The 23,002-nt window shown below is 48.8% G+C and carries 22 protein-coding genes; 12 read left to right on the top strand and 10 right to left on the bottom strand.

The genetic code is table 11. The features are described from left to right. Nucleotides 1-77 precede the first annotated feature (77 nt). The gene (locus MKY24_RS02515) at nt 78-572 is read left to right on the top strand and encodes a hypothetical protein (RefSeq protein ID WP_339201358.1); all 495 of its coding nucleotides are present in this window, start codon (nt 78-80) and stop codon (nt 570-572) included. On the opposite strand, the gene MKY24_RS02510 is transcribed toward MKY24_RS02515, so the two are convergent. Beyond that, nucleotides 556-2,271 (bottom strand): NAD(P)H-hydrate dehydratase, encoded by a 1,716-nt coding sequence (locus tag MKY24_RS02510; protein ID WP_339201357.1) that lies wholly within the window; start codon nt 2,269-2,271, stop codon nt 556-558. The genes MKY24_RS02515 and MKY24_RS02510 overlap by 17 nt on opposite strands. Before the next feature lie 33 nt (nt 2,272-2,304). After that, nucleotides 2,305-2,937 carry an NAD(P)-dependent oxidoreductase gene (locus MKY24_RS02505; protein WP_023986745.1) on the bottom strand — a complete coding sequence of 211 codons (633 nt, stop codon included), beginning with the start codon at nt 2,935-2,937 and terminating at the stop codon, nt 2,305-2,307. 273 nt (nt 2,938-3,210) lie between these two features. On the opposite strand from MKY24_RS02505, the gene MKY24_RS02500 reads away from it, so the two are divergent. Further along, a complete protein-coding gene (locus MKY24_RS02500) occupies nt 3,211-4,176 on the top strand; it encodes a hypothetical protein (protein ID WP_339201356.1) in 966 nt (321 codons plus the stop codon). Between the two features lie 272 nt (nt 4,177-4,448). Further along, the gene (locus MKY24_RS02495) at nt 4,449-5,405 is read left to right on the top strand and encodes an ArsR family transcriptional regulator (protein ID WP_023986743.1); all 957 of its coding nucleotides are present in this window, start codon (nt 4,449-4,451) and stop codon (nt 5,403-5,405) included. A gap of 119 nt (nt 5,406-5,524) precedes the next feature. Here the strand turns inward: MKY24_RS02495 and MKY24_RS02490 are convergent, their stop codons facing one another. The 3 genes from MKY24_RS02490 to MKY24_RS02480 form a co-directional block, all read right to left on the bottom strand. Then, complete coding sequence (locus MKY24_RS02490) at nt 5,525-6,577, bottom strand: lactonase family protein (RefSeq protein ID WP_339201355.1); 1,053 nt, start codon at nt 6,575-6,577, stop codon at nt 5,525-5,527. A gap of 222 nt (nt 6,578-6,799) precedes the next feature. Further along, nucleotides 6,800-8,002: a tetracycline resistance MFS efflux pump gene (locus MKY24_RS02485; protein WP_028541191.1), complete on the bottom strand. Its 1,203-nt coding sequence runs from the start codon at nt 8,000-8,002 to the stop codon at nt 6,800-6,802. Nucleotides 8,003-8,249: 247 nt separating this feature from the next. Further along, nucleotides 8,250-9,011, bottom strand: coding sequence for an AAA family ATPase (locus tag MKY24_RS02480; protein WP_339201354.1), 762 nt, complete (start codon nt 9,009-9,011; stop codon nt 8,250-8,252). Between the two features lie 212 nt (nt 9,012-9,223). Between MKY24_RS02480 and mprF the strand changes: the two genes are divergently transcribed. Further along, nucleotides 9,224-11,866: a bifunctional lysylphosphatidylglycerol flippase/synthetase MprF gene (gene mprF, locus MKY24_RS02475; protein ID WP_023986739.1), complete on the top strand. Its 2,643-nt coding sequence runs from the start codon at nt 9,224-9,226 to the stop codon at nt 11,864-11,866. Nucleotides 11,867-11,972: 106 nt separating this feature from the next. Here the strand turns inward: mprF and MKY24_RS02470 are convergent, their stop codons facing one another. Further along, nucleotides 11,973-12,599 (bottom strand): nitroreductase family protein, encoded by a 627-nt coding sequence (locus MKY24_RS02470; protein ID WP_023986738.1) that lies wholly within the window; start codon nt 12,597-12,599, stop codon nt 11,973-11,975. A 99-nt stretch (nt 12,600-12,698) separates the two neighbouring features. Here MKY24_RS02470 and MKY24_RS02465 point away from each other — a divergent pair, with 99 nt between their 5' ends. From MKY24_RS02465 to MKY24_RS02455, 3 genes are all read left to right on the top strand, one after another. After that, a complete protein-coding gene (locus MKY24_RS02465) occupies nt 12,699-12,851 on the top strand; it encodes a hypothetical protein (protein ID WP_023986737.1) in 153 nt (50 codons plus the stop codon). Next, nucleotides 12,835-13,311 (top strand): disulfide oxidoreductase, encoded by a 477-nt coding sequence (locus MKY24_RS02460; protein ID WP_339201353.1) that lies wholly within the window; start codon nt 12,835-12,837, stop codon nt 13,309-13,311. Before MKY24_RS02465 ends, MKY24_RS02460 begins: the two co-directional genes overlap by 17 nt. A 165-nt stretch (nt 13,312-13,476) precedes the next feature. Continuing rightward, nucleotides 13,477-13,974, top strand: a complete 498-nt coding sequence (locus MKY24_RS02455) for a cytochrome c biogenesis protein CcdC (protein WP_023986735.1) — start codon at nt 13,477-13,479, stop codon at nt 13,972-13,974. Nucleotides 13,975-14,292: 318 nt separating this feature from the next. On the opposite strand, the gene map is transcribed toward MKY24_RS02455, so the two are convergent. Beyond that, nucleotides 14,293-15,039 (bottom strand): type I methionyl aminopeptidase, encoded by a 747-nt coding sequence (map, locus tag MKY24_RS02450; RefSeq protein ID WP_013308498.1) that lies wholly within the window; start codon nt 15,037-15,039, stop codon nt 14,293-14,295. A gap of 193 nt (nt 15,040-15,232) precedes the next feature. Between map and MKY24_RS02445 the strand changes: the two genes are divergently transcribed. The 4 genes from MKY24_RS02445 to MKY24_RS02430 all read left to right on the top strand — a co-directional run bounded on the left by MKY24_RS02445 (nt 15,233) and on the right by MKY24_RS02430 (nt 19,288). After that, nucleotides 15,233-15,928, top strand: a complete 696-nt coding sequence (locus MKY24_RS02445) for a GntR family transcriptional regulator (protein ID WP_069290934.1) — start codon at nt 15,233-15,235, stop codon at nt 15,926-15,928. 131 nt (nt 15,929-16,059) lie between these two features. Next, nucleotides 16,060-17,421 carry a GntP family permease gene (locus MKY24_RS02440; protein WP_025722432.1) on the top strand — a complete coding sequence of 454 codons (1,362 nt, stop codon included), beginning with the start codon at nt 16,060-16,062 and terminating at the stop codon, nt 17,419-17,421. A 41-nt stretch (nt 17,422-17,462) separates the two neighbouring features. Further along, on the top strand, nt 17,463-19,010 hold the full coding sequence (gntK, locus tag MKY24_RS02435) for a gluconokinase (RefSeq protein WP_028541194.1): 1,548 nt from the start codon (nt 17,463-17,465) through the stop codon (nt 19,008-19,010). A 92-nt stretch (nt 19,011-19,102) separates the two neighbouring features. Beyond that, nucleotides 19,103-19,288 carry a hypothetical protein gene (locus MKY24_RS02430; RefSeq protein ID WP_075153617.1) on the top strand — a complete coding sequence of 62 codons (186 nt, stop codon included), beginning with the start codon at nt 19,103-19,105 and terminating at the stop codon, nt 19,286-19,288. A gap of 179 nt (nt 19,289-19,467) precedes the next feature. Here the strand turns inward: MKY24_RS02430 and MKY24_RS02425 are convergent, their stop codons facing one another. The 3 genes from MKY24_RS02425 to MKY24_RS02415 form a co-directional block, all read right to left on the bottom strand. Next, nucleotides 19,468-19,587: a hypothetical protein gene (locus MKY24_RS02425; protein WP_013369112.1), complete on the bottom strand. Its 120-nt coding sequence runs from the start codon at nt 19,585-19,587 to the stop codon at nt 19,468-19,470. Between the two features lie 114 nt (nt 19,588-19,701). Further along, nucleotides 19,702-20,523, bottom strand: a complete 822-nt coding sequence (locus MKY24_RS02420) for a serine/threonine-protein kinase (protein ID WP_339201352.1) — start codon at nt 20,521-20,523, stop codon at nt 19,702-19,704. A 142-nt stretch (nt 20,524-20,665) separates the two neighbouring features. Next, nucleotides 20,666-21,490, bottom strand: coding sequence for a MerR family transcriptional regulator (locus MKY24_RS02415; protein ID WP_071559412.1), 825 nt, complete (start codon nt 21,488-21,490; stop codon nt 20,666-20,668). A gap of 535 nt (nt 21,491-22,025) precedes the next feature. Between MKY24_RS02415 and MKY24_RS02410 the strand changes: the two genes are divergently transcribed. Then, complete coding sequence (locus MKY24_RS02410) at nt 22,026-22,982, top strand: L-lactate dehydrogenase (RefSeq protein WP_339201351.1); 957 nt, start codon at nt 22,026-22,028, stop codon at nt 22,980-22,982. Nucleotides 22,983-23,002 lie beyond the last annotated feature (20 nt).

Raw genomic sequence — 23,002 nt, 5'->3', positions numbered from 1 at the left:
GGTAAGCGGATTGTAATTGAAAATAAATTCCTTGATTGGTTATGAATACCGAGTGTGATAAGAGGAGGAGTCGCAACATGAGACAGCCTTGGAATGAATTTAATTCCAAAATGCCTTGGCGGATGGAGCTTGGTTGTTATGCGCTGAATAAACTGGCCTGTGGAGGATTGGTTTTTGGTCTCTTATGGGTCTACTGCTATCTGACAGAGGAAATAACAGGAATTCCTCTGACTATAGCAGGCAATAGTGGTGAACTGACCGCGCAGCTGTGGGCCTATGGTTTTGCCCTTCCTGCCGCTCTTGCCGCTGATGCGCTACGCGATCTTTTACCCTGGCTTCGTAAGCCCGAGCAGCTCACCCTATACCTCGCTGCAGGATTCAGTGTCTTTCTCCTGCTAGGTTCTTTGATGTCGCCTGCCGGAACGGGCATTTCATGGAGCAACGGCATAGCAGGTGCAGGGATTACACTCCTGTATTATGGAGGAAGGTACTGGCTGAACCGTGAATATGGATTACAGATCATGCTGGCCTTCCTCCTGCCACTGCTGCTATGGCCTATAGAGCTTCAATAATGTCGCCAGCTATCACAGAGGCAGGATGCTGGCGATGACGTGCGGCTGTTTCTCCAGCCGCACCATGCAGATACACGCCAAAGGCTGCTGCCTGCGAAGCATTCAAGCCCTGGGCCAGCAAACCTGCGATGATGCCTGTCAGCACATCGCCCGCACCGCCTGTCGCCATCCCAGCATGGCCTGTGGTATTGACGTAGGCTGTTCCGTCAGGACAAGCGATGACGGTACGCGCTCCTTTGAGCACCAGCGTGACCCCACGTGTTCGGGCGTACTCCCGGGCATGGGTGATGCGGTCACGCTGCACCTCTGCTGTCGGTATGCCCAGCAGACGAGCCATTTCACCGGGGTGCGGCGTTAGTACGACCGCCGCACTTCTCGGCTTCCAAGCCTCCAGCTCAGGCCCCGCCGAGGCGAGGATGTTCAAGGCGTCCGCATCAAGCACGAGCGGACCGCCGTATTCTTCCCACAGGCGGCGCAGCCAGCCGGTGTCCCCTGCAAAGCGGCCGAGGCCGGGGCCGACGGCCAGCACATCACGTGCCTGCGCGAGCTGTAGCAGCTCGTCTGCGGAGTCGGCATTCCATTCGCCGTCTCCGCCTGCTGCTGCGGCAGCGAGCATCAGTTCCGGCGCGGCGCCAATGACGCGCGGCAACAACGCCTCGGGCACCGCCCACGTGACAAGGCCGCTGCCGATGCGCAGAGCGGCACGTGCGGCCAGCAAGCCCGCGCCGCTCATGCGCAGGCTTCCGGCCGCGACGAGAACATGGCCGTAGGTGCCCTTGTGCCCGTCCGGCACGCGGCTGCGGCTTACATCCACATCCAGTGCAGCGCGCAGCGTGTCACGGTTCAAGAGCCGCAGCTGCACGCCACACTCACGTGCAAGGCCGGGTGGAATACCGATGTAGCGTACCACCACATCGCCTGCAGTCCCGGCGCCCGGATATTGGACGAGCCCACGCTTCAAGTAGGCGAGGCATACGGTGACGCGCGCACGAATGCACGGCTCGTGCAGCGCACCTGTGTCGGCGTCGAGGCCGCTAGGCACGTCTACCGACACGAGCGGCACGCCGCTGGCATTGGCCTCGCGGATCAGCGAGGCGTAGGGTTCGCGCGGCGGGCCTTGCGTGCCCGTACCCAGCAGGGCATCGACGATGCCAGAAGCGCCGCACAGGTCGAGGGAATCCCGCCCATAGAGGACAGACGGGATTCCCAGAGCCGCGATGATATCGCGCTGCGCAGCCGCTTCACCGCGCAGCGTGTCTGGCGGCTCGACGTACACAACGGTGACACGCAGCCCTGCATCCGTTAGATGGCGGGCCGCTACCAGTCCGTCACCACCGTTGTTGCCTTTACCTACGAGGATATACCAGTGTTCTCGTTCCCGTAAGTCATGTCGTCCTTGACTCCACGACTCTGTCCGTATAACACCGCCATGTCCCGGTATATCCCCCGGCCCTGTGTGTGTAACCTCTTCTGCCCACTGCGGCCCTAACACTTCAGCACGCTCAATCCCACGTGTTAGATCAGAAGTGCCTACTGAGAAGCCGCCATTGCTCTTCCCACTTCTCTCGGCACGTAGCTTCAATACCTCGTCAGCTACCGCGCACCCGGCATTTTCCATCAACGTAAGGGCCGGGATACCCAGCCTGTCAATTGTGTACCGATCCAATTGCCGCATTTCTTCGGCGGTCACCATATACATGCTTTTCGCCTCCCATATGGCTATCCCTGCTTATTAATACCCGACTGTAAAACGGGAATTGACAAATTCCCCTTCTACTAACTCATCAATCAGGGCTACCGCATAATCTTCGACCGAGATACGGCTATGGCCTAATTCGTCAACCACCAAATGATCCAAGCCAATACGGAACTGTCCTGTACGTTTTCCCGATTCAATCATTCCGGCAGGACTACAATAGGTCCAGTCTACATCCGCAGCGCGGTACAGCTCCAGTGCATCTGCATGGGCAGCCGCCAGCGGCTTCACTTCCTCCGGAAACTCGGCGGTATCCATGAGGCGTTCACCGTTTTCTGTTTTCAGACTTCCCGCTCCGCCAACGACAAGTATGCGCTCCGCGCCGGAACGCCGGGTTCCTTCCAGCAAAGAACGAGTCGCTTCGAGCAGTTCTTCCTCTTCTCCAAACTTGGGACCGTACGCGCTAATGATAGCATCGTGCCCTTTGGCCACTTCCGTAACGGAATTCGGATTTAGAATATCTGCTTGAACCACCGTCAAGTATTCACTTCGCTCCGTCACACGTTGGGGGTCGCGGACCGCTGCTGTCACTTCATACTTGCGCTTGATTGCTTCCTTTACTAACGCTTGACCAATGGTTCCAGTTGCTCCAAAAATAATAACTTTCATATAAATATGCCTTCTTCCTGTCTATAATTTACTTACTGTTATTTATCCGTTTTATCTCCAGCTTAAACCCGTGCAAGATATCGATTCGATGTCTCATGATCTTCTGTTGCAATTTTTATATTTTTATCCATACCGAATCTACCCTCCTGCTTGTATCTTGTCTATTTTACCAAAAAATACTTCATATATCCTGGTCAAAGGTATACAAGCCCTTGAAATGCCTGTGTAGTCTGTGCAATAGTGTAGAAAGAACAATGGAAGGAGGGATTGCGGGTGTCCCCGACGGACTTCGCGGCGTTAGTCGCATATATCTCACCCGGTCTGATTGCCTTCCTGCTGGCGTTATCTTTGCTGGTATGGCTGTATGTTCACAGTGCAGCCCAGCTTCGAAATTCGCGTCAGCAGCGGCTGGAAGAATTACAGGAATCGCTGCGTATCTATGGACGATTAGCTGGTTGTCTCCAAACCGCTACCCAGAATGGGTTCAATAACAGCGAAAAGCAGTACCAGAACGGACTCATCCACGCTCTTCAGGAAACCAAAGCTGCTCCCTATTTGACCCCTCACCTTCAAGAGCAGGTTCAAGCATCCCTTCGGGAATGTGATACGTTCCGCAGAGAATTGCTTCTCAAATCACTGGAGCGTGAAATGAACAAACTCATCGAGGAACGGCGTCTTGTTCTGCTGGAATCTCATGCTCCGGGCTGGGGAACAGCATTGTGGAAGCTATTACGTCCAGCAGCTGGTCCGTTGGCGCTGGCAGGAATCGTCTGGTTGGTCTCAAGGCTGGTTGTGGAACTGATAGCCTCCAGCCATGTCGATGTTAGTCTGCCCGACACTGCACAATCTGCCTCATGGCTCATAGGGTATGCATGGATGAGGTTCGTTTCCGGCTTGATCGCCCTACTGTATGTATACCGGCTGATGACCCTGCGCAGGCAAAATGATCTGGACGTGACGGCATCCCATTTTCCAACAAGCCTGTTGTGCATGGTAATCGCCGCTGTCGCTCTGTTTCAATGGATCGGACCGGAAGCGTCTCCCTACATACTGGCTGTGCAGCTTGTGCTGTTCTTGATTGGCTTCCGACTTACCCGAGGCCGCTCGCGCAGCGATCGTCCTTATGTTGGTCACCCCGGCTTGATCAAGGCAGATGCTTCTCAACATCAGGATGTACACGCAGCAGATAAAGATAAAACGGCTGGCTCTTCTTTGGCAGAAGGACATATCCGGTCCTAAGCACCAAAGGCACTTGACTCTACCCTGTATCCACCCTGCAAATCACATACCATCACAGGACATCCCAACAACAAAGAAAGAGTTCATGGGGTGTCCTGTTTTTTGAACAATTTCCGGCTTTTTGAGGGGTTAGGCTTGTGCCAGTGATCAAGGAAAGGGTATATTGTTTATATAAATGTAAATCATATCGTTTTTTATGTATGATTATTGAAAAAAATCCATATATGTTAAACTACCATCAATTTATGATGTGCGTTAGAATTGGAGGAACTATGCAACTGGACATTTCTGAAAAATCACTTCCCGTATATGAAGCGCTGGCCAGTGAGGTTCGGCTAAACATGATTGTTCTGCTTGCGGAGAAGCCTATGAATATACGTGAGCTGGCGGAAGCGTTGGGGCTCAGCAGTGCGATTATGACGATGCATGTCAAGAAACTGGAGAGAGCGTCCATTATTTCGACCAAAATGCTGCCTGGACGAGGCGGGGTACAGAAAGTGTGCTCACTGGCTACAGACAAAATTGAAATCGCCATGCCACGCTACCAGCAGGATGTACGACAATTCCATCAGACGGAGATTTCTGTCGGACACTTTACAGATTTTGAAATACAGGCGACCTGCGGACTGGCTACCGTCGAAAAGATCATTGGTGAATTCGATGAGCCTCGTTCATTCTTGGACCCTGAGCGCTTCAATTCCAAAATTCTGTGGTTTAGCCAGGGATATATGGATTATAAGGTGCCGAATTTCCTACTGTCCAGCCAAAAAGCTGAGGAACTGGAAATTTCGATGGAACTATCATCCGAGGCCCCTTTTACCAATGATAATTGGCCTTCAGATATCACTTTTTTCCTAAATGATGTGAATTTGGGTACATGGACCAGCCCAGGGGATTTCGGGGATAACCGTGGTAAATACACACCTGCATGGTGGCCTGATTTTATCAATCAATATGGTCTCCTTAAAAGACTTCGCGTTACCTCCGAAGGTACCTTTATGGATGGCAAGCAGATATCCGACGTGACTTTAAGCCAAGTGCTAATTGATCAGAAGCAATGGAAATTCCGCATTGCCATATTGGATGATGCCCAGCATGTTGGAGGGGTTACCCTGTTCGGTACCGGATTCGGTAACTACAATCAGGATATCCTGTTCCGTTTGTACTACAAACATACAGAAAATCATGCCAAAACAGTAGCGGTAGAAGCTGGCGATAGCAGCAAATAGCTTTTAGACCACTTCAAGACCTGAACACGGCGTTTGGCCCATGCCTTTCATGGGAAACAAAGCGCCGTGTTTTATTTTTCATCCACTTATATCGTACTCTTTTGCCACATGCTATCCGATTAGCGAACAGGTTCAATACATACAGGTGAAGGAACCTCCAGCACATATCCCGTTCGGGTCAGCCGTCCATCCTCACTATGGATGGCAAAAGATACGATGTTGTTTCCATCCTGATTCGCTACTACCAGATAACCGGACAAGATGTTGAAGTTACGCGGTGTGCTGCCGAAGGTTTCCACCCATTCAACCGTCTTCAGCTTGCCGCTGTCCAGATCGACATGGTATAGCACGATGCTATCATGGCCGCGGTTTGACACATACAAAAAGCGTCCACAGGGCGTAATCCGAATATCGGCTGCTGTATTTTCTACATCTATAATGCCTTCTGGCAGTGTGGACAGGCTTTGCAGCAATGTAAGCTCACCATTACGTTCGTTATAACTAAACACAGCGACTGTATTGTTCAACTCATTGGCGACAAAAGCATATGGACGCGAAGGATGAAAAACCAGATGACGCGGTCCAGAACCGGGTGGCAAATCTGTCTCACGATGGGTCACCAGTTTTCCATCCTCTGTCAAACGGTATACCACAATCTGGTCCAGTCCCAGATCACATACCATGGCATACTGTCCTGAAGGATCTGGAATAATCGAATGCGGATGTGCCGCATCCTGGCGGTCCTGGCGAATACCTGAGCCGGTATGCTGAACTTGCCCCGACATGTCTCCTAATCCTCCTGCTTCCGTCGCAAGGAACACAACGGCATTGCTGCCTGAATAGTTAGAAGCCAGCACATATCGTCCATCGGTTGTTACGGAAACATAGCAAGTATGCGCTCCCTCCGTCCCTTTTCGATCCAAAGGATGTAATTCCCCCGTCTGGGCATTCACCTGATACGCATACAACTCGCCTCCTTCTGTTTCACTGGCAGCATACAGCTTCGTCCCATCCGGGTGTAGAGCGAGAAAAGAAGGCCTCTCCATTCCTTCCACACCTCCAACAATGCGCAGATCACCATTGGTCACACGCAAAGCACATACATATATTCCTCTTTCCTGACGAGACGCATAAGTTCCTGTATAAAATAACTGCTCATTCCGCTCTTCCATCGGCTCTCATCTCCTTCTAGCTGTTTTTTTACATATTATCTGGCTTTTAGCTCTACTTTTTGTCTTGTTGTAAACTCATCATGCATTATTACCCAAGATTCTGTCGTTTCATTAACGTTTCGCGATGTATGCAAAAAAAATAGCCTCCTTCGGCGCCATCTGCGGTTCACAAGAACGTCACAGTTCACACCAAAAGAGACTAATTTCACGAAAAGAACAACATTAAACCGCTGTGGTTTGCGTATCTCTGCTTTTCCATTTTACAGCCAGACCCAAACTAAGAATGAGAATGGCTGCCCCAAAAATGTATGGCAAATTGATATGCACCTCGAACAATGTACCCGCAAGCGCAGGTCCTAGAATATTACCAATACTCATATAAGCATTGTTCATGCCAGCTGCAACTCCCTGCTCATCCCCCGCCATTTTGGATAAAGCAGTATTAATGGCTGGCCGAAGCAACGACGTAGCGGTAAAGAAGATGAGCGATACCCCGAGTACATAATAAAAGTTGCCAGAGAGCAGCATAAGCACAAGGGAAATCGCCGAAAACAGAAAGGAACCGATGATGACACCTTTTTCGCCAAAACGGTTTAACATCGGACTGATTACCACAGCTTGAATCACGGTTCCGACCAGTGCACCTACGGTAATAATGATAGCAATATCACGCTCATTATAATGAAACTTCCCCGTCACAAAGAAAGGAAACATCGTTTCAAAATGTGTCAGTCCAAAGGTTAACGTGAATATCATAATCAGCAGCATAAAGTAAGGCTTGCGGAAAGAAAGGGCAAACTGTTTAATCACATTGTCCCGTTTGGCCTTGACATTCCGAAACTTCAACTGTTTTTCCAGCGATAAGGTTTCGGGTAGCATAATCAAGGAAATCAGTGCAGCTACGCCCGATACGGCCGCCGAAACATACAAGGGCGTACGAATCGAAATATCTGCCAGCAAACCGCCCACACCAGGACCGATCACAAAGCCAAGAGACATGGCGGCACCCAACAGCCCCATTCCTCTACCGCGATTGTGGACCGTTGTAATGTCAGCAATATAGGCCATCATCGGAGGAATCATAAAGGCTGCCCCTGCACCACCCAGTAAACGGGAGATATACAATGTGGTCAACGATTCCCCAATCGCAAACAATACAGAAGAAGCCGTCATGATTACCAAACCGATAATAATCATTTTTTTACGTCCGTATTTATCGGACCATTCCCCCGCTAGCGGCGAAAACAGGAATTGGGTTAAGCCAAACACAGCAACCAAATAACCACCCGTTTCACCACTGCCTCCCAAGGAGCTCATAAACTTAGGGAGGATCGGAATAATGAGGCCAATTCCCAGCATGGCAATAAACATATTAATCATCAAAATGACCAGCGGTCCCATTTTCAACTGTTGTGAATCTGACATGTTGCGTTTTGTCCTCCTCAGGTTCTTTATTTCGTATACGAAAATCTTATTTTGCAACCATTTCAGCAAAACTCTTCATTATATTAATAGAGCGAGAGACAAATAACAATCATAAAATACTTCCGATAACCCTGAATCTTTCCTTTGACAGGACAGCAAAAAGGAACAACCTGAAATGGCGATGTTGTCCCTCTCATACGAACGACCAGGGTGAATTTCTGGAACGGTCTGGCGGTCCCTACGATCCCTATTGTGGATCTTCGAATAGCTCCTGTATCATCTTTTCCTTGTTATTCAGAAATTGCTTGGTGATGATAAAATGATCGGTTTCCTCCAGTGTCCGGATGTCGATCCCTTCATGTGTCAGATGATACAAGATGGAATCTGGATACGCCATCAAAATGGGGGAATGAGTAGAAATGATAAACTGTGAGCCCTGCTGCACCAGCTCGTGAATCCGTGCAAGCATGGCCATCTGGCGCAAAGGCGATAACGCAGCCTCCGGTTCATCCAAAATATACAATCCTTGTCCTCCAAACCGATGCACAAAGGCAGCAAAAAAAGACTCGCCATGCGACTGCTCATGCAGCGATTTACCCCCGTAGGAATTTCGAATCGGTCGCCCTCCTCCTTCGCGATCCAGCTCGTCGATATGAGTCGCCACATTATAGTAGCTTTCCGCCCGGAAAAAGAAGCCATCCCTCGGCTTTTCTATCCCTCTCACCAGCCGGATATGCTCATGCAGTGAGGAATGCGTGGCTTGTGTAGAAAAATTAAAATTTTTAGTACCGCCCTCTGGATTAAATCCCCACGCGACCGCGATTGCCTCCATAAGCGTCGATTTACCTACACCGTTTTCTCCAATAATATAGGTAACGGAAGGATGGAATTTAAGTTCATTCCACTGGTGTAAGGCTTTTAAGTTAAACGGATATTGGCTCTTGTCAGCATCTGGAGGCCATATCAGCTCCAGGCGACGTATAAAAAGATTACGATCCCATATACTCATGTCCAGTTCAGCTCCATTGCCAAGCAATTCACTAGGTTTTCCATCATTATATTGGAATTATTTACAGCAATCAAACTGAAACCCCATTTCGTAACCCTTCTGTTGTTATTCAAACGATTATTACAGGTATAATATATAGTAATGTTCATCGGGCATGAAATCTAAGCACTTCATTCCGTGTACATCTCATTCTTTTCCAAGCAGGTGAATCTATGAAATCTAATCACAAACCGATTCAATCCTTTAAAATCGTACAGTTCGTGATGACCGTCTACAGGCAACGATTGACACGTATTCTGCTACCACTGGCTGTACTGGCTTTTATTATATGGGAGGCCGGACGAGAACTAAAAGACTTTAATCTGGCGCGTATGCTTCATGAGCTGCGGCGAATGGATGCCACCTTTCTGATCGAGATTGGCTTGTTCTCACTAGCTGCCGTGGCGGCTATGAGCGCATACGATTACGTAATCAGGCATCATTTCAAGCTTCAGGTCAAGCCTGGAACGACATTTCGCTATGCCTGGATCTCCAATACCTTCAATAATGTCTTTGGTTTTGCAGGCTTTACAGGAGCGGGACTTCGCACAGTGCTGTATAAAAAAAGCGGGGTGCCGTTGGGTGTCATCACCTCTGCGGTCGTGTTTCTTTCGCCAGTCGTCATTACCGGACTATCTTTGCTGGCTTGGGGAGCCATTGTCCATTTGTATCCGGTACAGCCTGTACTGGATGCTCATCCTTGGCTTCATTGGGCGCTGTGGGGAATGGCATTGTACCTGCCGCTATTTCTGATCATGCAGCGCTCCAAACGGTACTCCACATGGTTCAACAAGGGAGAAGGACAGCTTTCCTGGTCCACCATCTCCGCTTCCATCAGTGCTTCCCTGCTGGAATGGCTGCTAGCTGGCCTTACCTTTGCATGGATCGGCTCGCACTTGCTCCATGAACTGCCGATGCATGCTGTGTTCGGCATTTATGTAATAGCCGCGATTGCCGGGTTGATCAGTCTTGCACCCGGAGGGGTCGGTGCATTCGACATCATTGCCCTGCTCGGGCTGCAAATGGCGGGAGCCAACTCAGATCGGGCACTGGCTGTGCTGCTGGTCTTTCGTGTCTTTTATTACATCATCCCGTGGCTCATCGGATTGGTATTAGCCGCGCTGGAAATGATTCCGCGTAACGAGCGCCTGAATCAGCTAGCTGAGACCGGCTGGGACTACTCCCTTAATGCGTGGCAGAAGGTATGGGGCTGGCCTGGTCAATTCCGGTTTTTGGCAGATCTAGGAGTATGGGCGCTTGGTAAGCTGGTACTCATCTCCGGCGTGGTGCTTCTTTTGTCGGCAGCTACGCCAGGTCTGTTATATCGGCTCCGTTTTGCTGAGCATTTGCTCAGCCTGCCCGTCATGCGCTTGTCGCATGAAATCTCAGTCATCATCGGGATTATGCTTGTCGTCCTGTCCCACGGAATCTCTCTGCGTATTCGCAGAGCATTACGACTGACATTGATACTGCTGCTGGCCGGCGCCATTTTCACCTTCATTAAAGGTCTGGATTTTGAAGAAGCCTTATTCCTACTATTCGTGGCGTTAATGCTATGGATCTCGCGCTCGCGGTTTTATCGGGTCAGTGCACCACTGAATCGGCACAATATTTTAATATGGGGCGGATTATCTCTACTCGTAACTGGGGCTTATTTTATCATTGGGGCAGGCTCCAATACTCCGTTTATGCGCCATTTGCACGCCAAGGTCCATCTGGACTTTTTTATGAACCGCAGCGATTACGGAGTTACTGCCGTGTTTAGTCTGATTTTGGCATGGGTTTTCCTGACGGTGTATTTCTTTCTTCGACCTCAGCGTGGTATCAGCAATCTACCCGACGCACAGGAGCTCGATAAGCTAAAAGAATTTTTGGAACGACAGGGTGGTAATCTCGTTTCCCACATGCTTTTTCTGGGCGATAAATATCTGTATTGGACCAAAAATGAACAGGTCGTCATTCCCTATGCTCGCAGTCGGGACAAACTGATTGTATTAGGTGACCCACTCGGTCCAAAAGAACGCGTGAGTGAAGCGATTCAGGAATTTCAGCGGTTCGCAGATCGGTATGCGTTAACGGCTGTATTTTATCAGGCATCACCGGAGTATTTGTCCATCTATCACGAGAACGGCTATCGCTTTTTCAAACTGGGCGAGGAAGCACTGGTGCCGCTGGAATCCTTTACACTGACGGGCAAAAGCAATCAAGCGCTACGCAGCGCCAAAAACCGCTTTGACCGCGATGGCTACTCATTCGAAATCATCCAACCGCCTCTAGAGGCGTCACTGATTGAGGAGATGCGACATGTTTCGAATATTTGGCTGGACGGGCGCAAGGAGAAGGGATATTCACTCGGTTGGTTCAAAGAGCCCTATCTTCAGTTGGCGCCGATTGCATTGCTAAAGGACTCTGAAGGAAAAGTTATCGCTTTCGCTACGATGGCCCCTGCCTATGATCATGGACGGACGGTCTCCATTGACCTGATGCGCCACTTGCCTGACACGCCAAATGGCACGATGGATTATTTATTCACACGGGTCATTGAGTGGGCCAAGGAGAGTGGATATACGACATTTAATCTGGGAATGGCACCGCTGTCCCAGGTAGGGCAAAGCGAAAAGGCATTGCGCGAGGAAAAGCTGGCTCGACTTGTTTTTCAATACGGGGGACATTTTTACGGCTTTCAGGGGCTTCGGCGCTTTAAGGATAAGTTCAAGCCGCAATGGGAGCCGCGTTATCTGGCCTATCCGGCTTCTGTCTTTCTACCGATCCTGACGCTGGAGCTGGTATATCTCGTGTCCAAACGCTCGGACTAAACAAAGGGCTAACCAAAAGGCTTTTGACAGCCTAACACGACGTAAAAAAGGGTGTTCCCCAACCACGAACGGTTGCAGGAACACCCTTTTACATTCACAAATCTTCTTAGAAGCTACCTTTTACAACAACTTCAGACAGTGGGAAACGTCCTGATGGACGTGCTGGTACTTGTGCCTTACCTACGCTAATAAGCAGGGTTGGCAGGTAACGTGCCGGAATATTGAATTGCTCGATCAATTGTGCTGGAATGAAACCGCCCATTGCGCAAGTGTCGTAGCCCAGAGATTTAGCAGCCAGCATAATGTTTTGTGCTGCAAAAGCAGAGTTCAGGATGGCGGCATCGCGAGCTACTTGCGGGTTTTGGTACGCGCCGTTGATTTGACCTACCAATGCGTCACGGATTTCCGCTGGCAGTGCGCCTGCTTCTACCGCTTGATCATAAATGACGGTGTTACGGTTTGCTTCCAAATCACCCAATACAGCAATCGTAACGGAACTTTCCACTACTTGACCCTGATTGTAGGCGATAGGTAGCAATTTTTGCTTGTCCGCTTCGCTTTCGATGACAAGGAATTTCCAATGTTGAAGGTTCCAAGCGGAAGGAGCTTCTATCGCGGCAGTCAAAATAGCCTCCAAATCTTCCTCTGGCAATTTAAAATCCTTAACATAGCTCTTTACCGCGTGTCTTTCACTAATAGTAGATAGGGTTTCATTTTTTGGACTGCTCGACATTCTAGGCACTCTCCTAATTTCTTAATATATATCTAACTTGAATCCTCATTAACTTCCCAAACTACTGCAATTATAAAAATGATAGTGAATGATGTCAATATGTTTAAGTATGACCCTGCACTCAAAATACAGTACAATACGGATAAAGACATGCATATCGGCATATGCCTGCCGATGGGACAAGACACGGGTGAGTTCATTTTGTTCTCATTTGAATTAAAAAAGGAGCGTTACTATGATTGGATCGTTTAAAAAAACGGATATTGCTTTGTTTGCCGCCTGGGTTGTAGCTTGTGTGGCCACATTGGGCAGTCTGTATCTCAGCGAGATTTTGGGGTATGAGCCTTGTAAGCTGTGCTGGTTTCAGCGCATTCTGATGTATCCCCTGACCCTTCTGCTCGGAATTGCATATTTTCGAGGAGATTCGGGGATACGTCGTTACGTCATGCCGTTGGCTATCATTGGAGGCGCGATTTCGGCCTATCATTTTATCATTCAGCGCATCCATGCAGCTGCCAAAGCAGCTGCGCAAACTTCAACTTCCTGCGGCAGAGTATCCTGTGAACAGGATTACCTGAACTGGTTCGATTTTATCACCATTCCTTTTCTCGCACTGATCGCCTTTATCCTTATTATTGCAGCCATGGGTTATATCATGCGTCAGGAGAAAAAATCAGCTCAAGGAGAGGTACAAGCAAAGGTACTCGCATAAGTATGAAAGAGACCTAATTATAGGACCCGTTACCACCAAGAGGCGTATAATCCGCTTGCCAGAGGAAAGACTGTAACTAAATATATCCATTGCATATGTGCTATAATGTAAAAGGTTTGCAGTCTGTCCAATAACGCTTATATTCCTTATAGAGGGGGCCAGTCCATGTTTCATATTAGCACCCCATTGCTGCAATATGGCGCAACCTTCGGTATGATCTTAATCGCTATATCGGCTATTTTCATCCGTATGAAGACAGGTCATCGCCCGATTAATGCCAAAAAAATCATCATCCCACCGCTCGGCATGAGCACCGGTTTTATGATGTTTGTGGTGCCGGAAGTACGGGTTCCCTGGCTTTGGGCGCTAGGCGCTTTTCTGGTCGGCTGGTTTATTTTTTCTTACCCGTTGATCCGCAGCACCAAATTTGAATTGCAAGAAGGGCTGGTTTTCGTGCAACGCTCACGTACCTTCTTTTTTATCCTGATCAGCCTGCTGATCATCCGATTGCTGTTGCATGAATTTATTCAGCATTACATTACCATTCCGCAGACAGCAGGGCTATTTTTCATCCTAGCCTTCGGGACCTTGTTACACTGGCGGCTTCGTATGTATTTCCAATATCGTCAGTTCGTTCCGAACGAGGCGGAAGTTCGCATCTGACAAACAGGTTTTTAACATGCATGCTCGCATGTTGCTGTATAGACCAAAAAGACACGTTCTCCTAACAGGAGCCGTGTCTTTTTGGTCTTTTTGGTCTATCAGGTCTACATTATGCATTCCGGAAAAAGGAGCTACTCGATTGCGTCCCTCTGTCTTCGCAGTGTACAGCATTCGATCTGCCTGAACATGCCTGGGACTGGAACGGACATGCAGCGGATGCTTATAGAAAAAGAGACCGTCCTCTGGACAGCCCCTTTTTCTGTAACATGTCTAGCTCATTCAACCCGTTAGTCTGTATGCTACCGATGGATGCCTGCTTTATTGCTGGGTCAAAATAATCGGACCCTCTGCTGTAATGGCCAGCGTATGCTCGTATTGCGCAGACAAGCCGCCGTCCAACGTGCGTGCGGTCCAGCCGTCGGCATCAATTTTACTGCGGTATGTGCCTGTGTTGAGCATCGGCTCAATTGTAATGACCATGCCCTCTTTTAAGCGTGGTCCACGGTGCGGCGGTCCGTAATGTGGAACCTGCGGTTGCTCATGCATCTCTTCCCCGATGCCGTGCCCAATAAATTCGCGTACGACCGAGAAGCCTTCCGCTTCCGCGTAGGTTTGTATCGCATGGGAAATATCTCCGATCCGGTTACCGATAACAGCTTGCTCAATCCCTTTATACAGTGATTCCTTGGTAACATCCAGCAGCTTTTGCGCCTGCTCAGACACATTACCTACCGCATACGACCAAGCGGAATCTGCCAGCCAGCCATTCAGATTCACAACCATGTCGATCGTCACGATGTCCCCGTCCTTCAACGGTGTCTTATTCGGAAAGCCGTGGCAAATCACATCGTTAGGTGAGCCACATGTTGCAAACTGGTAGCCGTTATAGCCCTTTTGCTCCGGTGTTGCGCCATGCTTCTTCATAAAGGATTCTGCGAAAGCGTCGATTTCCAGTGTCGTAATGCCTGGCTTGATCATTTTGGCAATTTCCCGGTGGCAAGCAGCCAAAATGTCTCCAGCTTTTTTCATATTTTCAATTTGTTCTTTGGTTTTAATGATAATCATTAAACGGTCTCCTTCTTTTCCGTGTTCGTTCCACTTTTCACTGCTTCTTTTTTCTGCTTCTATTGTAACGCTAAAAGCAGCGAAATGGAACCGATGTCAACTGACACCGTTTACAAGGATCTTAAACGGGGTATATAATACTCCATAACTTGTATACCAGTATGCAAAATTATTTCCAAGATAGGAGTATCCTATGAAATATCCAACAACCTGGTTACAGGGCGCATCGCTTGGGGAAAGGATTGCTTGTGAACTTCGGCTTCAGATTATACGGGGTATTCAGACGCCAGGTACTGTGCTATCTGAGAATCAGATTGCTGCCGATTTTGGTACCAGTCGTTCTCCGGTGCGTGAAGCCTTGAAGGCACTCTCGGGCGAAGGACTGATCCGTTTGGAGCGCATGGGGGCGGTTGTCGTCGGCATGACACCCGGTGATATGGAGGAGCTATTCGATGTGCGAATGCTGATTGAGCATTTTGTTGTACAAAGGTATGTACATAGTGATAATGCCACATTGGTGACTGTTCTGAATCAGATGATTGACAAAATGGAAGTCGCTCTCAAGTACAGGGATGTCGTTGAATTTTCTCTTCAGGATTTTAATTTTCATGAGGCTCTGGTTCTGGAAGCAGGCCATACCCGTATTCTTCATACCTGGAACGGTATGAGACAGCTAATCCTGACGGTCATGTTAGCTGCGACAGAACAACGATTTGCGTCCAACATCGAAGAATCACAAGTCACGATTCACAAACATCGAACCTTTGCAAACGCTTTAAGTCAAGGGAATGCTCAGGAGTTATCGGGATTTATTGAGGATCATTACCGAGATACCCGCAACGCGGTTAACGATAGCGTTCTGTCTCCCTACAGAAAGACATCGTCCTAGCCGCAACATGCGTGACAAAGAGTCGATGTACCGCGCTTCATGCGTTTCTTGCTGGCGCGGTTCTCTTTTACATTAAAGTTGTCGACAAGTATACATTTAGCTACATTATATGAATAAGGAGGCATTACTTCATGAACACATTACTCGGCTTGAGTCATAACGCGTCCCTGCTCATATGGGCGCTAGTTACCGTCATTCTTTTGATTTTGCTGATTGCCAAATTCAAATGGAATCCCTTCGTTTCACTGCTGCTTTCGTCGGTATTTCTCGGACTGGTTAACGGGATGCCGGGACATGAAGTTACTGCCTCCATCACCAAGGGGCTCGGCAGTACGCTCGGCTCCATCGCCATCGTGATCGGTTTAGGCACCATGCTCGGTAAAATGATGGCAGAATCCGGCGGTGCCGAACGCATCGCGACCACACTGATGGATCGTTTTGGTGAAAAACGCGTTCATTGGGCGATGATGATTGTAGGCTTTATCGTGGGTATTCCAGTATTTTTTGAGGTTGGTATTATTTTATTAATTCCCATTCTGTTCACGGTTGCCCGTAAAATGAATATGTCTCTGCTGAAAATCGGTATTCCGATGCTGGCAGGACTATCGACGGTACACGGCCTTTTGCCACCCCACCCGGCTCCGATGATCGCGATTGAAGCCTTTAACGCCAATATTGGACGCACGATAGGATATGCACTCATCGTGGGCATCCCATCCGCCATTATTGCGGGCCCGGTCTTCGGCGCTTGGATTGGCAAAAGAATCATGGTCAGACCTTCCGAGAGGCTGGACGAGCAGTTCAGAAATACGACGGGACGTTCGTTGCCTCCTTTTTGGATTACTTTGTTCACCATTTTGTTGCCTGTTATTCTAATGCTTAGCGGATCAGTCGCTGAAATCGTAGACCCGGCCAATACACATCCACTCACTGTATTTTTCAAATTCATTGGTGATGAGGTTATGGCATTGCTAATTGCGGCCGTGTTTTCTTTTTTCTCGCTAGGCTATGCACGTGGTCTAAAGAAAGAGGACTTGTCCCGTTTTACCAGTGAATGTCTGGCACCAACAGCCTCTATTATCTTAATCATCGGGAGCGGTGGTGCATTTAAAACGGTATTGATTGACAGCGGTGTAGGTCAGGCCATTGCAGCGGTCGCTACAGGAGCCCATATGAATGTGATTGTATTTGCTTTTCTGGTCGCTGCGCTCATTCGTGTAGCCACTGGGTCAGCGACAGTCGCGATGACGACAGGCTCTGGTATTGTCGCACCTGTACTGGCACTTACACCCGGCGCGAATGTCGAACTGGTCGTCCTTGCTACAGGAGCAGGGTCGCTGATCTTGTCTCATGTGAATGACGCCGGTTTTTGGATGATTAAAGAGTTTTTCAATATGACGGTTCCGCAGACTCTAAAATCATGGACCGTTATGGAAACCATCCTCTCCCTGGTCGCTTTCGGTTTGATTATGCTGCTGAGTGTGTTAATTTAACGATAATGAGCTAATAACGGTAAGTGAAGGGGAGATTGAATATGACAGACACCCGATATATGATCGGCGTCGATATCGGCACAACCAGTACCAAAGCGGTGCTTTTCGAAGAAAACGGCAATATTGCCGCCCAGCACCATGTGGGCTATCCGCTCCATACACCTGAGCCGGATGCGGCAGAACAGGACCCGGAAGATATTTTCAAAGCTGTCGTAACGACGGTGCAAGAGATCATGAAACAAAGCGGAGTGTCAGCCGAGCATGTGCTGTTCGTCTCCTTTAGTTCGGCCATGCACAGTGTACTGGCGGTGGATAAGAACGGCAAACCGCTGACCGCCTCCATCACTTGGGCAGATAACCGTAGCGCCAAATGGGCCGAAGCGCTCAAACATGAATACAACGGACACGACATTTACTTACGTACCGGAACGCCCATTCATCCCATGTCACCGCTAACGAAACTGATGTGGATTACACGGGATTTACCGGATATTGCGGCCCAGACGTATAAATTCATTTCCATTAAGGAGTACGTTTTTGCCCGGTTATTCCACCAATATGTCGTGGACCACTCGATTGCCTCTGCAACCGGACTTATGAATTTGCAGCAGCTGGACTGGGATGAGGAAGCACTGCACATTGCAGGTGTGACGAAGGAGCAGCTATCCGAGCTGGTGCCGACAACTCATGTGCTCAAAGGGCTGGATGAGACCTATGCGCATGACATGGGTCTACTGAAGACGACTCCTTTTGTAATCGGGGCCAGCGATGGTGTCTTGTCCAACCTCGGTGTGAATGCGATCAAACCTGGAGTTGTCGCGGTTACCATCGGCACCAGCGGAGCCATCCGTACCGTAGTTGATAAGCCGCTCACGGATGCCAAAGGGCGCTTTTTCTGTTACGCCTTAACCGAAAAGCTGTGGGTCATCGGAGGCCCGGTGAACAATGGAGGTATAGTCTTCCGCTGGATCCGGGATGAATTTGCAGCCTCCGAGGTGGAAACGGCCAAACGACTGGGACTTGATCCATATCATGTGCTGACCCAAATTGCGGAACAGGTACGTCCTGGCTCCGACGGTCTGCTCTTTCTTCCGTACTTATCCGGTGAACGTGCGCCCCTGTGGGACCCAAATGCTCGCGGCTCCTTCTTCGGTCTGTCCCTGCGTCACAAAAAAGAGCATATGATTCGCGCCGCTCTGGAGGGTGTGCTGTTCAATTTGTATACCGTCATGCTCGCCATGGAAGAAGTCATCGACAGACCGTCAGTCATTCACGCCACTGGTGGATTTGCACGCTCGGAGCTATGGAGACAGCTCATGGCGGATATTTTCGATCAGGAAGTCATTATCCCCGAAAGTCTGGAAAGCTCATGTCTGGGCGCAGCTATTCTGGGCTTGTACGCGCTGGGACGGATTGATTCGCTGGATGCTGTGTCCGGTATGATCGGTACCACTCACCAGCACAAACCTGTAGCAGAACACGTGGATATTTATCGTGATTTACTACCGATTTATATCCGCATTTCACGTAAATTCGAAGAAGAGTTCAAGGATATTGCAGAATTTCAGGCCAAGTCCCTACAATCTTAAATTAGTGGAACCTGTTCTAACGCTGCTGCGTATTACCTTTTTATAAAAACCTGTCTATGTCAGTTGGGCAGGGTAAGAAGGAGGATTAGACGATGCTTAAACAATTACTGCACCGCCTGCTACATTCCACCTCTCATTCTCATAAGCGGCGATACAGCAGCTCAGACCATTATTACGAACGTGAACGTAAACACCATTCTTCTTCAGACGGTTACAAGAATAGCCACAATGGGCACCGATATTACAAAGATAAACGCCGTCATTACTCCAGTTCTTAGCCAATCAACAAGAAGTAGCGACGGAATAGAGCGTACCACAAGAAGCATGCCACAGGCTCCTTCAAACCCTATAAAGCGAAGACCCTTCTCATCTCAAGGGCCTTCGCTTTATTGTTGTGCGCCCTTCGTTATGCAGGGCAACATCTGTGCATTTTACAGGAAATCGGTTATGACCGAAATTACAGAAACAGGGTTTTAGAGATGATCACCAGCAAAATAAACAGAACAAGAATCGCTCCTACAGAGGTCCATGCTCCTACGCCGCAACCCATACCGCCTACTCCACACATATGACTCATTTACAACACTCCCTTCGCTCATTTACAGAATCATTGTATGTAGACCTGGTCAAATGCGTAAGGGGGGCATTCCCCCATTTTTGCGGCGAATGCCTGTTTATTTTTAGGGACTATCTATGGGTTAATCTCAAGCAGCAACAATGCTTCCTCCAGCTCTTGCATAAACTGTCGGCTATTCTCATAACGTGGCCGAATCTGAAAAAGACGCTCCAGCATATGACGCACAGGTGAACTCAGTTTCAATTCTTCCTGCCAGCTTGCTGGCGGTTGATCCGGCTGAGGCTCGTAACTGCTATACAGCATAAAAAGCATTAAATGTCCGACATCGTACAAATCGCTGTAGACGGCGACATCCTGTCGCTCGGGTGCGCGCTTTTCCAGCGTGGATTCGGTAAATACATCCTCCTGTCGCTCTCCCACCGCCAGAGCAAGACCAAAGTCGATCAGGTAAGGCTTCCCCTCGCGGTGAATCACATTGGGAATGCGGATATCCCGATGGATATAGCCCCGTTCATGCACATACAGAACTCGCTCCATTAACTCCAAAATGTAGACAACGCATTCCTGTTCTGTAAAGGAACGCTCCTGTTCAAATATAAGCTCCTCTAGCGTCATGCCAGAGATGTATTCCATGACCACAACTATTCCGTTCGAATGCTCGACACTTTCGAGTAGCTTCGGAATATTGGGGTGTTCCATCTGCCGCATAATATGAGCCTCTCGCTGCAATAGCTGAACTGCCTTCGCCCGTTTGCTCGGTCTGGGCAATTTCACCGCCACCTCTTGTCCGCTGTTCCGATCCAGACAGAGATAGGTCAGACCATAGCTCCCCATGCCTAAAAGCGAACAAACATCATAACGTCCGCTCAGCAAGTCACCAGGCTGTTTCGGATAATCCATCCATGATTCATATGCGTTCCGCAACCAAGCAAACATACTTATATCCTTTCCTCTACATGCCGCAGCAACGTTTCTTATGCGGCTTGTTCGTATTCTTGTATTCCGTTATTATACCATCCACGATAAAAGACCATCAGAACCGGGAAGGTCTGATGGTCTTTATCAGAAAAGATGCTGGTTATGCCTCTCTGCGTCTGCGCGGTGTCAGACCAAGCCAGGACAACAACGAACTGCGCGATTTTCGTTGCCTGCCCTGGTAGGTACGCAAATTCGTAATTAACTGCCGGTCCCGTTCCTCGTCGATCCTTTCTTTCATCCAGCGTTTTTGATCCTCCAGTTGGTTAGACAGGTTGATATTCTTTTCCACCAAACGGCTGTGCTCTGCTTCCAGCTCCTCCAAACGGCTCCGCATTTCCAACAAAGCGTTTTGCACCATGTCCTGCATCTGCGCCAGTTCCTGTGGCTCTACGGACTCCTGCGTTTGTACGGATACAGGTGCTTGTTCCAATCTATACTCAATGGTAGATGCCAAAGTCTGGAACTCCTCCTGCGACTGTAGCTGCATCATGGGTTCCTCTGACAGTTCCTGAGCATTCATTTCATCCTGTAACTCTGTCAGTTCAACCGTAGCAGCAGCTTGCGCCTGCATGACCGTCTCTTCCCTGCCCTCAGCCGCCGCCATTATTTCTTCCCAGGTTGCGGTCAGTGACTCAGCATCCGAGATGGGTGGCAAGCGGAATTCCTCATCCTCCATTTGAAAGGGAGCGGTCACTCTCTCAAGCACCACCTGAACCGCCTGCTCCATCGTCATATGCTGTTCACGCAATGCCCACCGCATCACCTTCAAGCACTCAACATCCTCAGCACTGAACATTCTCGATTGATTCGCGGAACGCTGAAACACATACCCTTGCTCCTCCAGCGCCGCTGCATATTTACGAAGGGTACTCGCCCCGATTCCCAACTGCTTTGCTGCTTCCGTTGTCGATTTGCTTTCTTCCATTTAATCATTACCTCCCCGGATGGTATGGAAAGAAATTAGCTTGTATATGTAGAATTCGCGAAATCCATTGGAAACCCTTTGGCAAAAATGTTCTAATATTGCAGACTGCTAAGAACCTTTGTCATAACGGAATATTTGTAAATATACAAGAAACGACATTGCAGAGCATACTTCCGTTCAAGTATGTCCTTGAAACTCTTTAAAGTACGTCACATAAATGTCATACTTTCATTATTTTCACGTCACTATTCCTTCCATCAACATAGTTCATGTTATAATTTGCACAGAATTCACCTTAAATATAAATTGAAACATGCTCTTCTATCTTCCAGTAAAAGTATTGATAATTCACGTTCACTCTATAATTAATCCTAAAGAACACCTCTATTCACAGTTTATTTTAATTTCCCAGAATGGAGGCAAAAAAATGGATATTTTCAAAAGATCAGCAATATGTTATGTTATGTAACGTAAAATGTATTTCAGGCATAATTTGTAGCATATTAACGTTCGCTGGAACGAGGAGGCAACATAGATGAAGGGGAAGGCAAGGAAAGTAGCTATTGTCGGCGCGGGAATGGTCGGTTCGAGCTGTGCCTACTCAATGGTTAATCAGTCCATTTGTGATGAGATCATGATGATTGACCGCACGTATGATCGGGCTTTGGCCCATGCACTGGATCTGTCCCATTGTATGGATTTTACGTCCACACGTACCAAGGTGCGTGCAGGCACGTATGCAGACTGCACGGATATGGACGTTGTGATTATAACGGCTGGAGCCAACCCTAAACCGGGTCAAGACCGCCTATCTGTGCTGGATGACGCAGTGCTTATTACCAGAGAGATTGTAACCGCGATTATGGAGGGTGGCTTCGACGGTATATTCGTCATTGCCGCTAATCCTGTCGACATTGTAACGTATATGGTACAAAATATATCCGGTCTGCCGCGCAACAAGGTGATCGGCACGGGCACCTCCATTGACTCATCCCGACTCAAGACGTTGCTTTCTGAAGTATTTTCCATAGATCCACGCAGCGTGCAAGGATATGCTCTTGGGGAGCATGGCGAATCCCAATTCGTTGCCTGGTCACACGTCACGATTGGCGGCAAGCCGCTTTTACACATTTTGCGTCAGCATAAGGAACGATTCAGCCACGTCGATCTGGACGACATTGCCCGTAAAACTCGGGATGCAGGCTGGGAGATCTTCACCCGCAAAGGCGCCACTTATTTTGGTATTGCCAATGCGCTGGCGTACATTACTCGTTCCATTTTAAATGATGATGGTAAAATTATAGCGGTCTCTGCTGTATTGGACGGCGAGTACGGACACACCGATGTCTGCACGGGCGTTCCGGCGATTATCGGCAGCAGAGGAATTCAAGAGGTCATCGAGCTGGAGCTAAGTCCGGAAGAACAAGCCAAGTTCGACGCCTCTTGCCACCTTATCAGCAATAATATCCGTGCCATTTCAGGCTTAGTGTAAACCAATAGCACAGTAAAAAA

The sequence above is a fragment of the Paenibacillus sp. FSL P2-0322 genome (assembly GCF_037975315.1).
Taxonomy (GTDB): domain Bacteria; phylum Bacillota; class Bacilli; order Paenibacillales; family Paenibacillaceae; genus Paenibacillus; species Paenibacillus polymyxa_B.
This window is presented reverse-complemented; position numbering and strand designations above follow the sequence as displayed.

Excerpts from the sequence above, each read along its gene's own strand:
- MKY24_RS02515 (WP_339201358.1), top strand. The coding sequence starts at position 78 with ATGAGACAGCCTTGGAATGAATTTAATTCCAAAATGCCTTGGCGGATG.
- MKY24_RS02510 (WP_339201357.1), bottom strand. The coding sequence starts at position 2,271 with ATGTATATGGTGACCGCCGAAGAAATGCGGCAATTGGATCGGTACACA.
- MKY24_RS02505 (WP_023986745.1), bottom strand. The coding sequence starts at position 2,937 with ATGAAAGTTATTATTTTTGGAGCAACTGGAACCATTGGTCAAGCGTTA.
- MKY24_RS02495 (WP_023986743.1), top strand. The coding sequence starts at position 4,449 with ATGCAACTGGACATTTCTGAAAAATCACTTCCCGTATATGAAGCGCTG.
- MKY24_RS02490 (WP_339201355.1), bottom strand. The coding sequence starts at position 6,577 with ATGGAAGAGCGGAATGAGCAGTTATTTTATACAGGAACTTATGCGTCT.
- MKY24_RS02485 (WP_028541191.1), bottom strand. The coding sequence starts at position 8,002 with ATGTCAGATTCACAACAGTTGAAAATGGGACCGCTGGTCATTTTGATG.
- MKY24_RS02480 (WP_339201354.1), bottom strand. The coding sequence starts at position 9,011 with ATGAGTATATGGGATCGTAATCTTTTTATACGTCGCCTGGAGCTGATA.
- mprF (WP_023986739.1), top strand. The coding sequence starts at position 9,224 with ATGAAATCTAATCACAAACCGATTCAATCCTTTAAAATCGTACAGTTC.
- MKY24_RS02470 (WP_023986738.1), bottom strand. The coding sequence starts at position 12,599 with ATGTCGAGCAGTCCAAAAAATGAAACCCTATCTACTATTAGTGAAAGA.
- MKY24_RS02465 (WP_023986737.1), top strand. The coding sequence starts at position 12,699 with ATGTTTAAGTATGACCCTGCACTCAAAATACAGTACAATACGGATAAA.
- MKY24_RS02460 (WP_339201353.1), top strand. The coding sequence starts at position 12,835 with ATGATTGGATCGTTTAAAAAAACGGATATTGCTTTGTTTGCCGCCTGG.
- MKY24_RS02455 (WP_023986735.1), top strand. The coding sequence starts at position 13,477 with ATGTTTCATATTAGCACCCCATTGCTGCAATATGGCGCAACCTTCGGT.
- map (WP_013308498.1), bottom strand. The coding sequence starts at position 15,039 with ATGATTATCATTAAAACCAAAGAACAAATTGAAAATATGAAAAAAGCT.
- MKY24_RS02445 (WP_069290934.1), top strand. The coding sequence starts at position 15,233 with ATGAAATATCCAACAACCTGGTTACAGGGCGCATCGCTTGGGGAAAGG.
- MKY24_RS02440 (WP_025722432.1), top strand. The coding sequence starts at position 16,060 with ATGAACACATTACTCGGCTTGAGTCATAACGCGTCCCTGCTCATATGG.
- gntK (WP_028541194.1), top strand. The coding sequence starts at position 17,463 with ATGACAGACACCCGATATATGATCGGCGTCGATATCGGCACAACCAGT.
- MKY24_RS02430 (WP_075153617.1), top strand. The coding sequence starts at position 19,103 with ATGCTTAAACAATTACTGCACCGCCTGCTACATTCCACCTCTCATTCT.
- MKY24_RS02425 (WP_013369112.1), bottom strand. The coding sequence starts at position 19,587 with ATGAGTCATATGTGTGGAGTAGGCGGTATGGGTTGCGGCGTAGGAGCA.
- MKY24_RS02420 (WP_339201352.1), bottom strand. The coding sequence starts at position 20,523 with ATGTTTGCTTGGTTGCGGAACGCATATGAATCATGGATGGATTATCCG.
- MKY24_RS02415 (WP_071559412.1), bottom strand. The coding sequence starts at position 21,490 with ATGGAAGAAAGCAAATCGACAACGGAAGCAGCAAAGCAGTTGGGAATC.
- MKY24_RS02410 (WP_339201351.1), top strand. The coding sequence starts at position 22,026 with ATGAAGGGGAAGGCAAGGAAAGTAGCTATTGTCGGCGCGGGAATGGTC.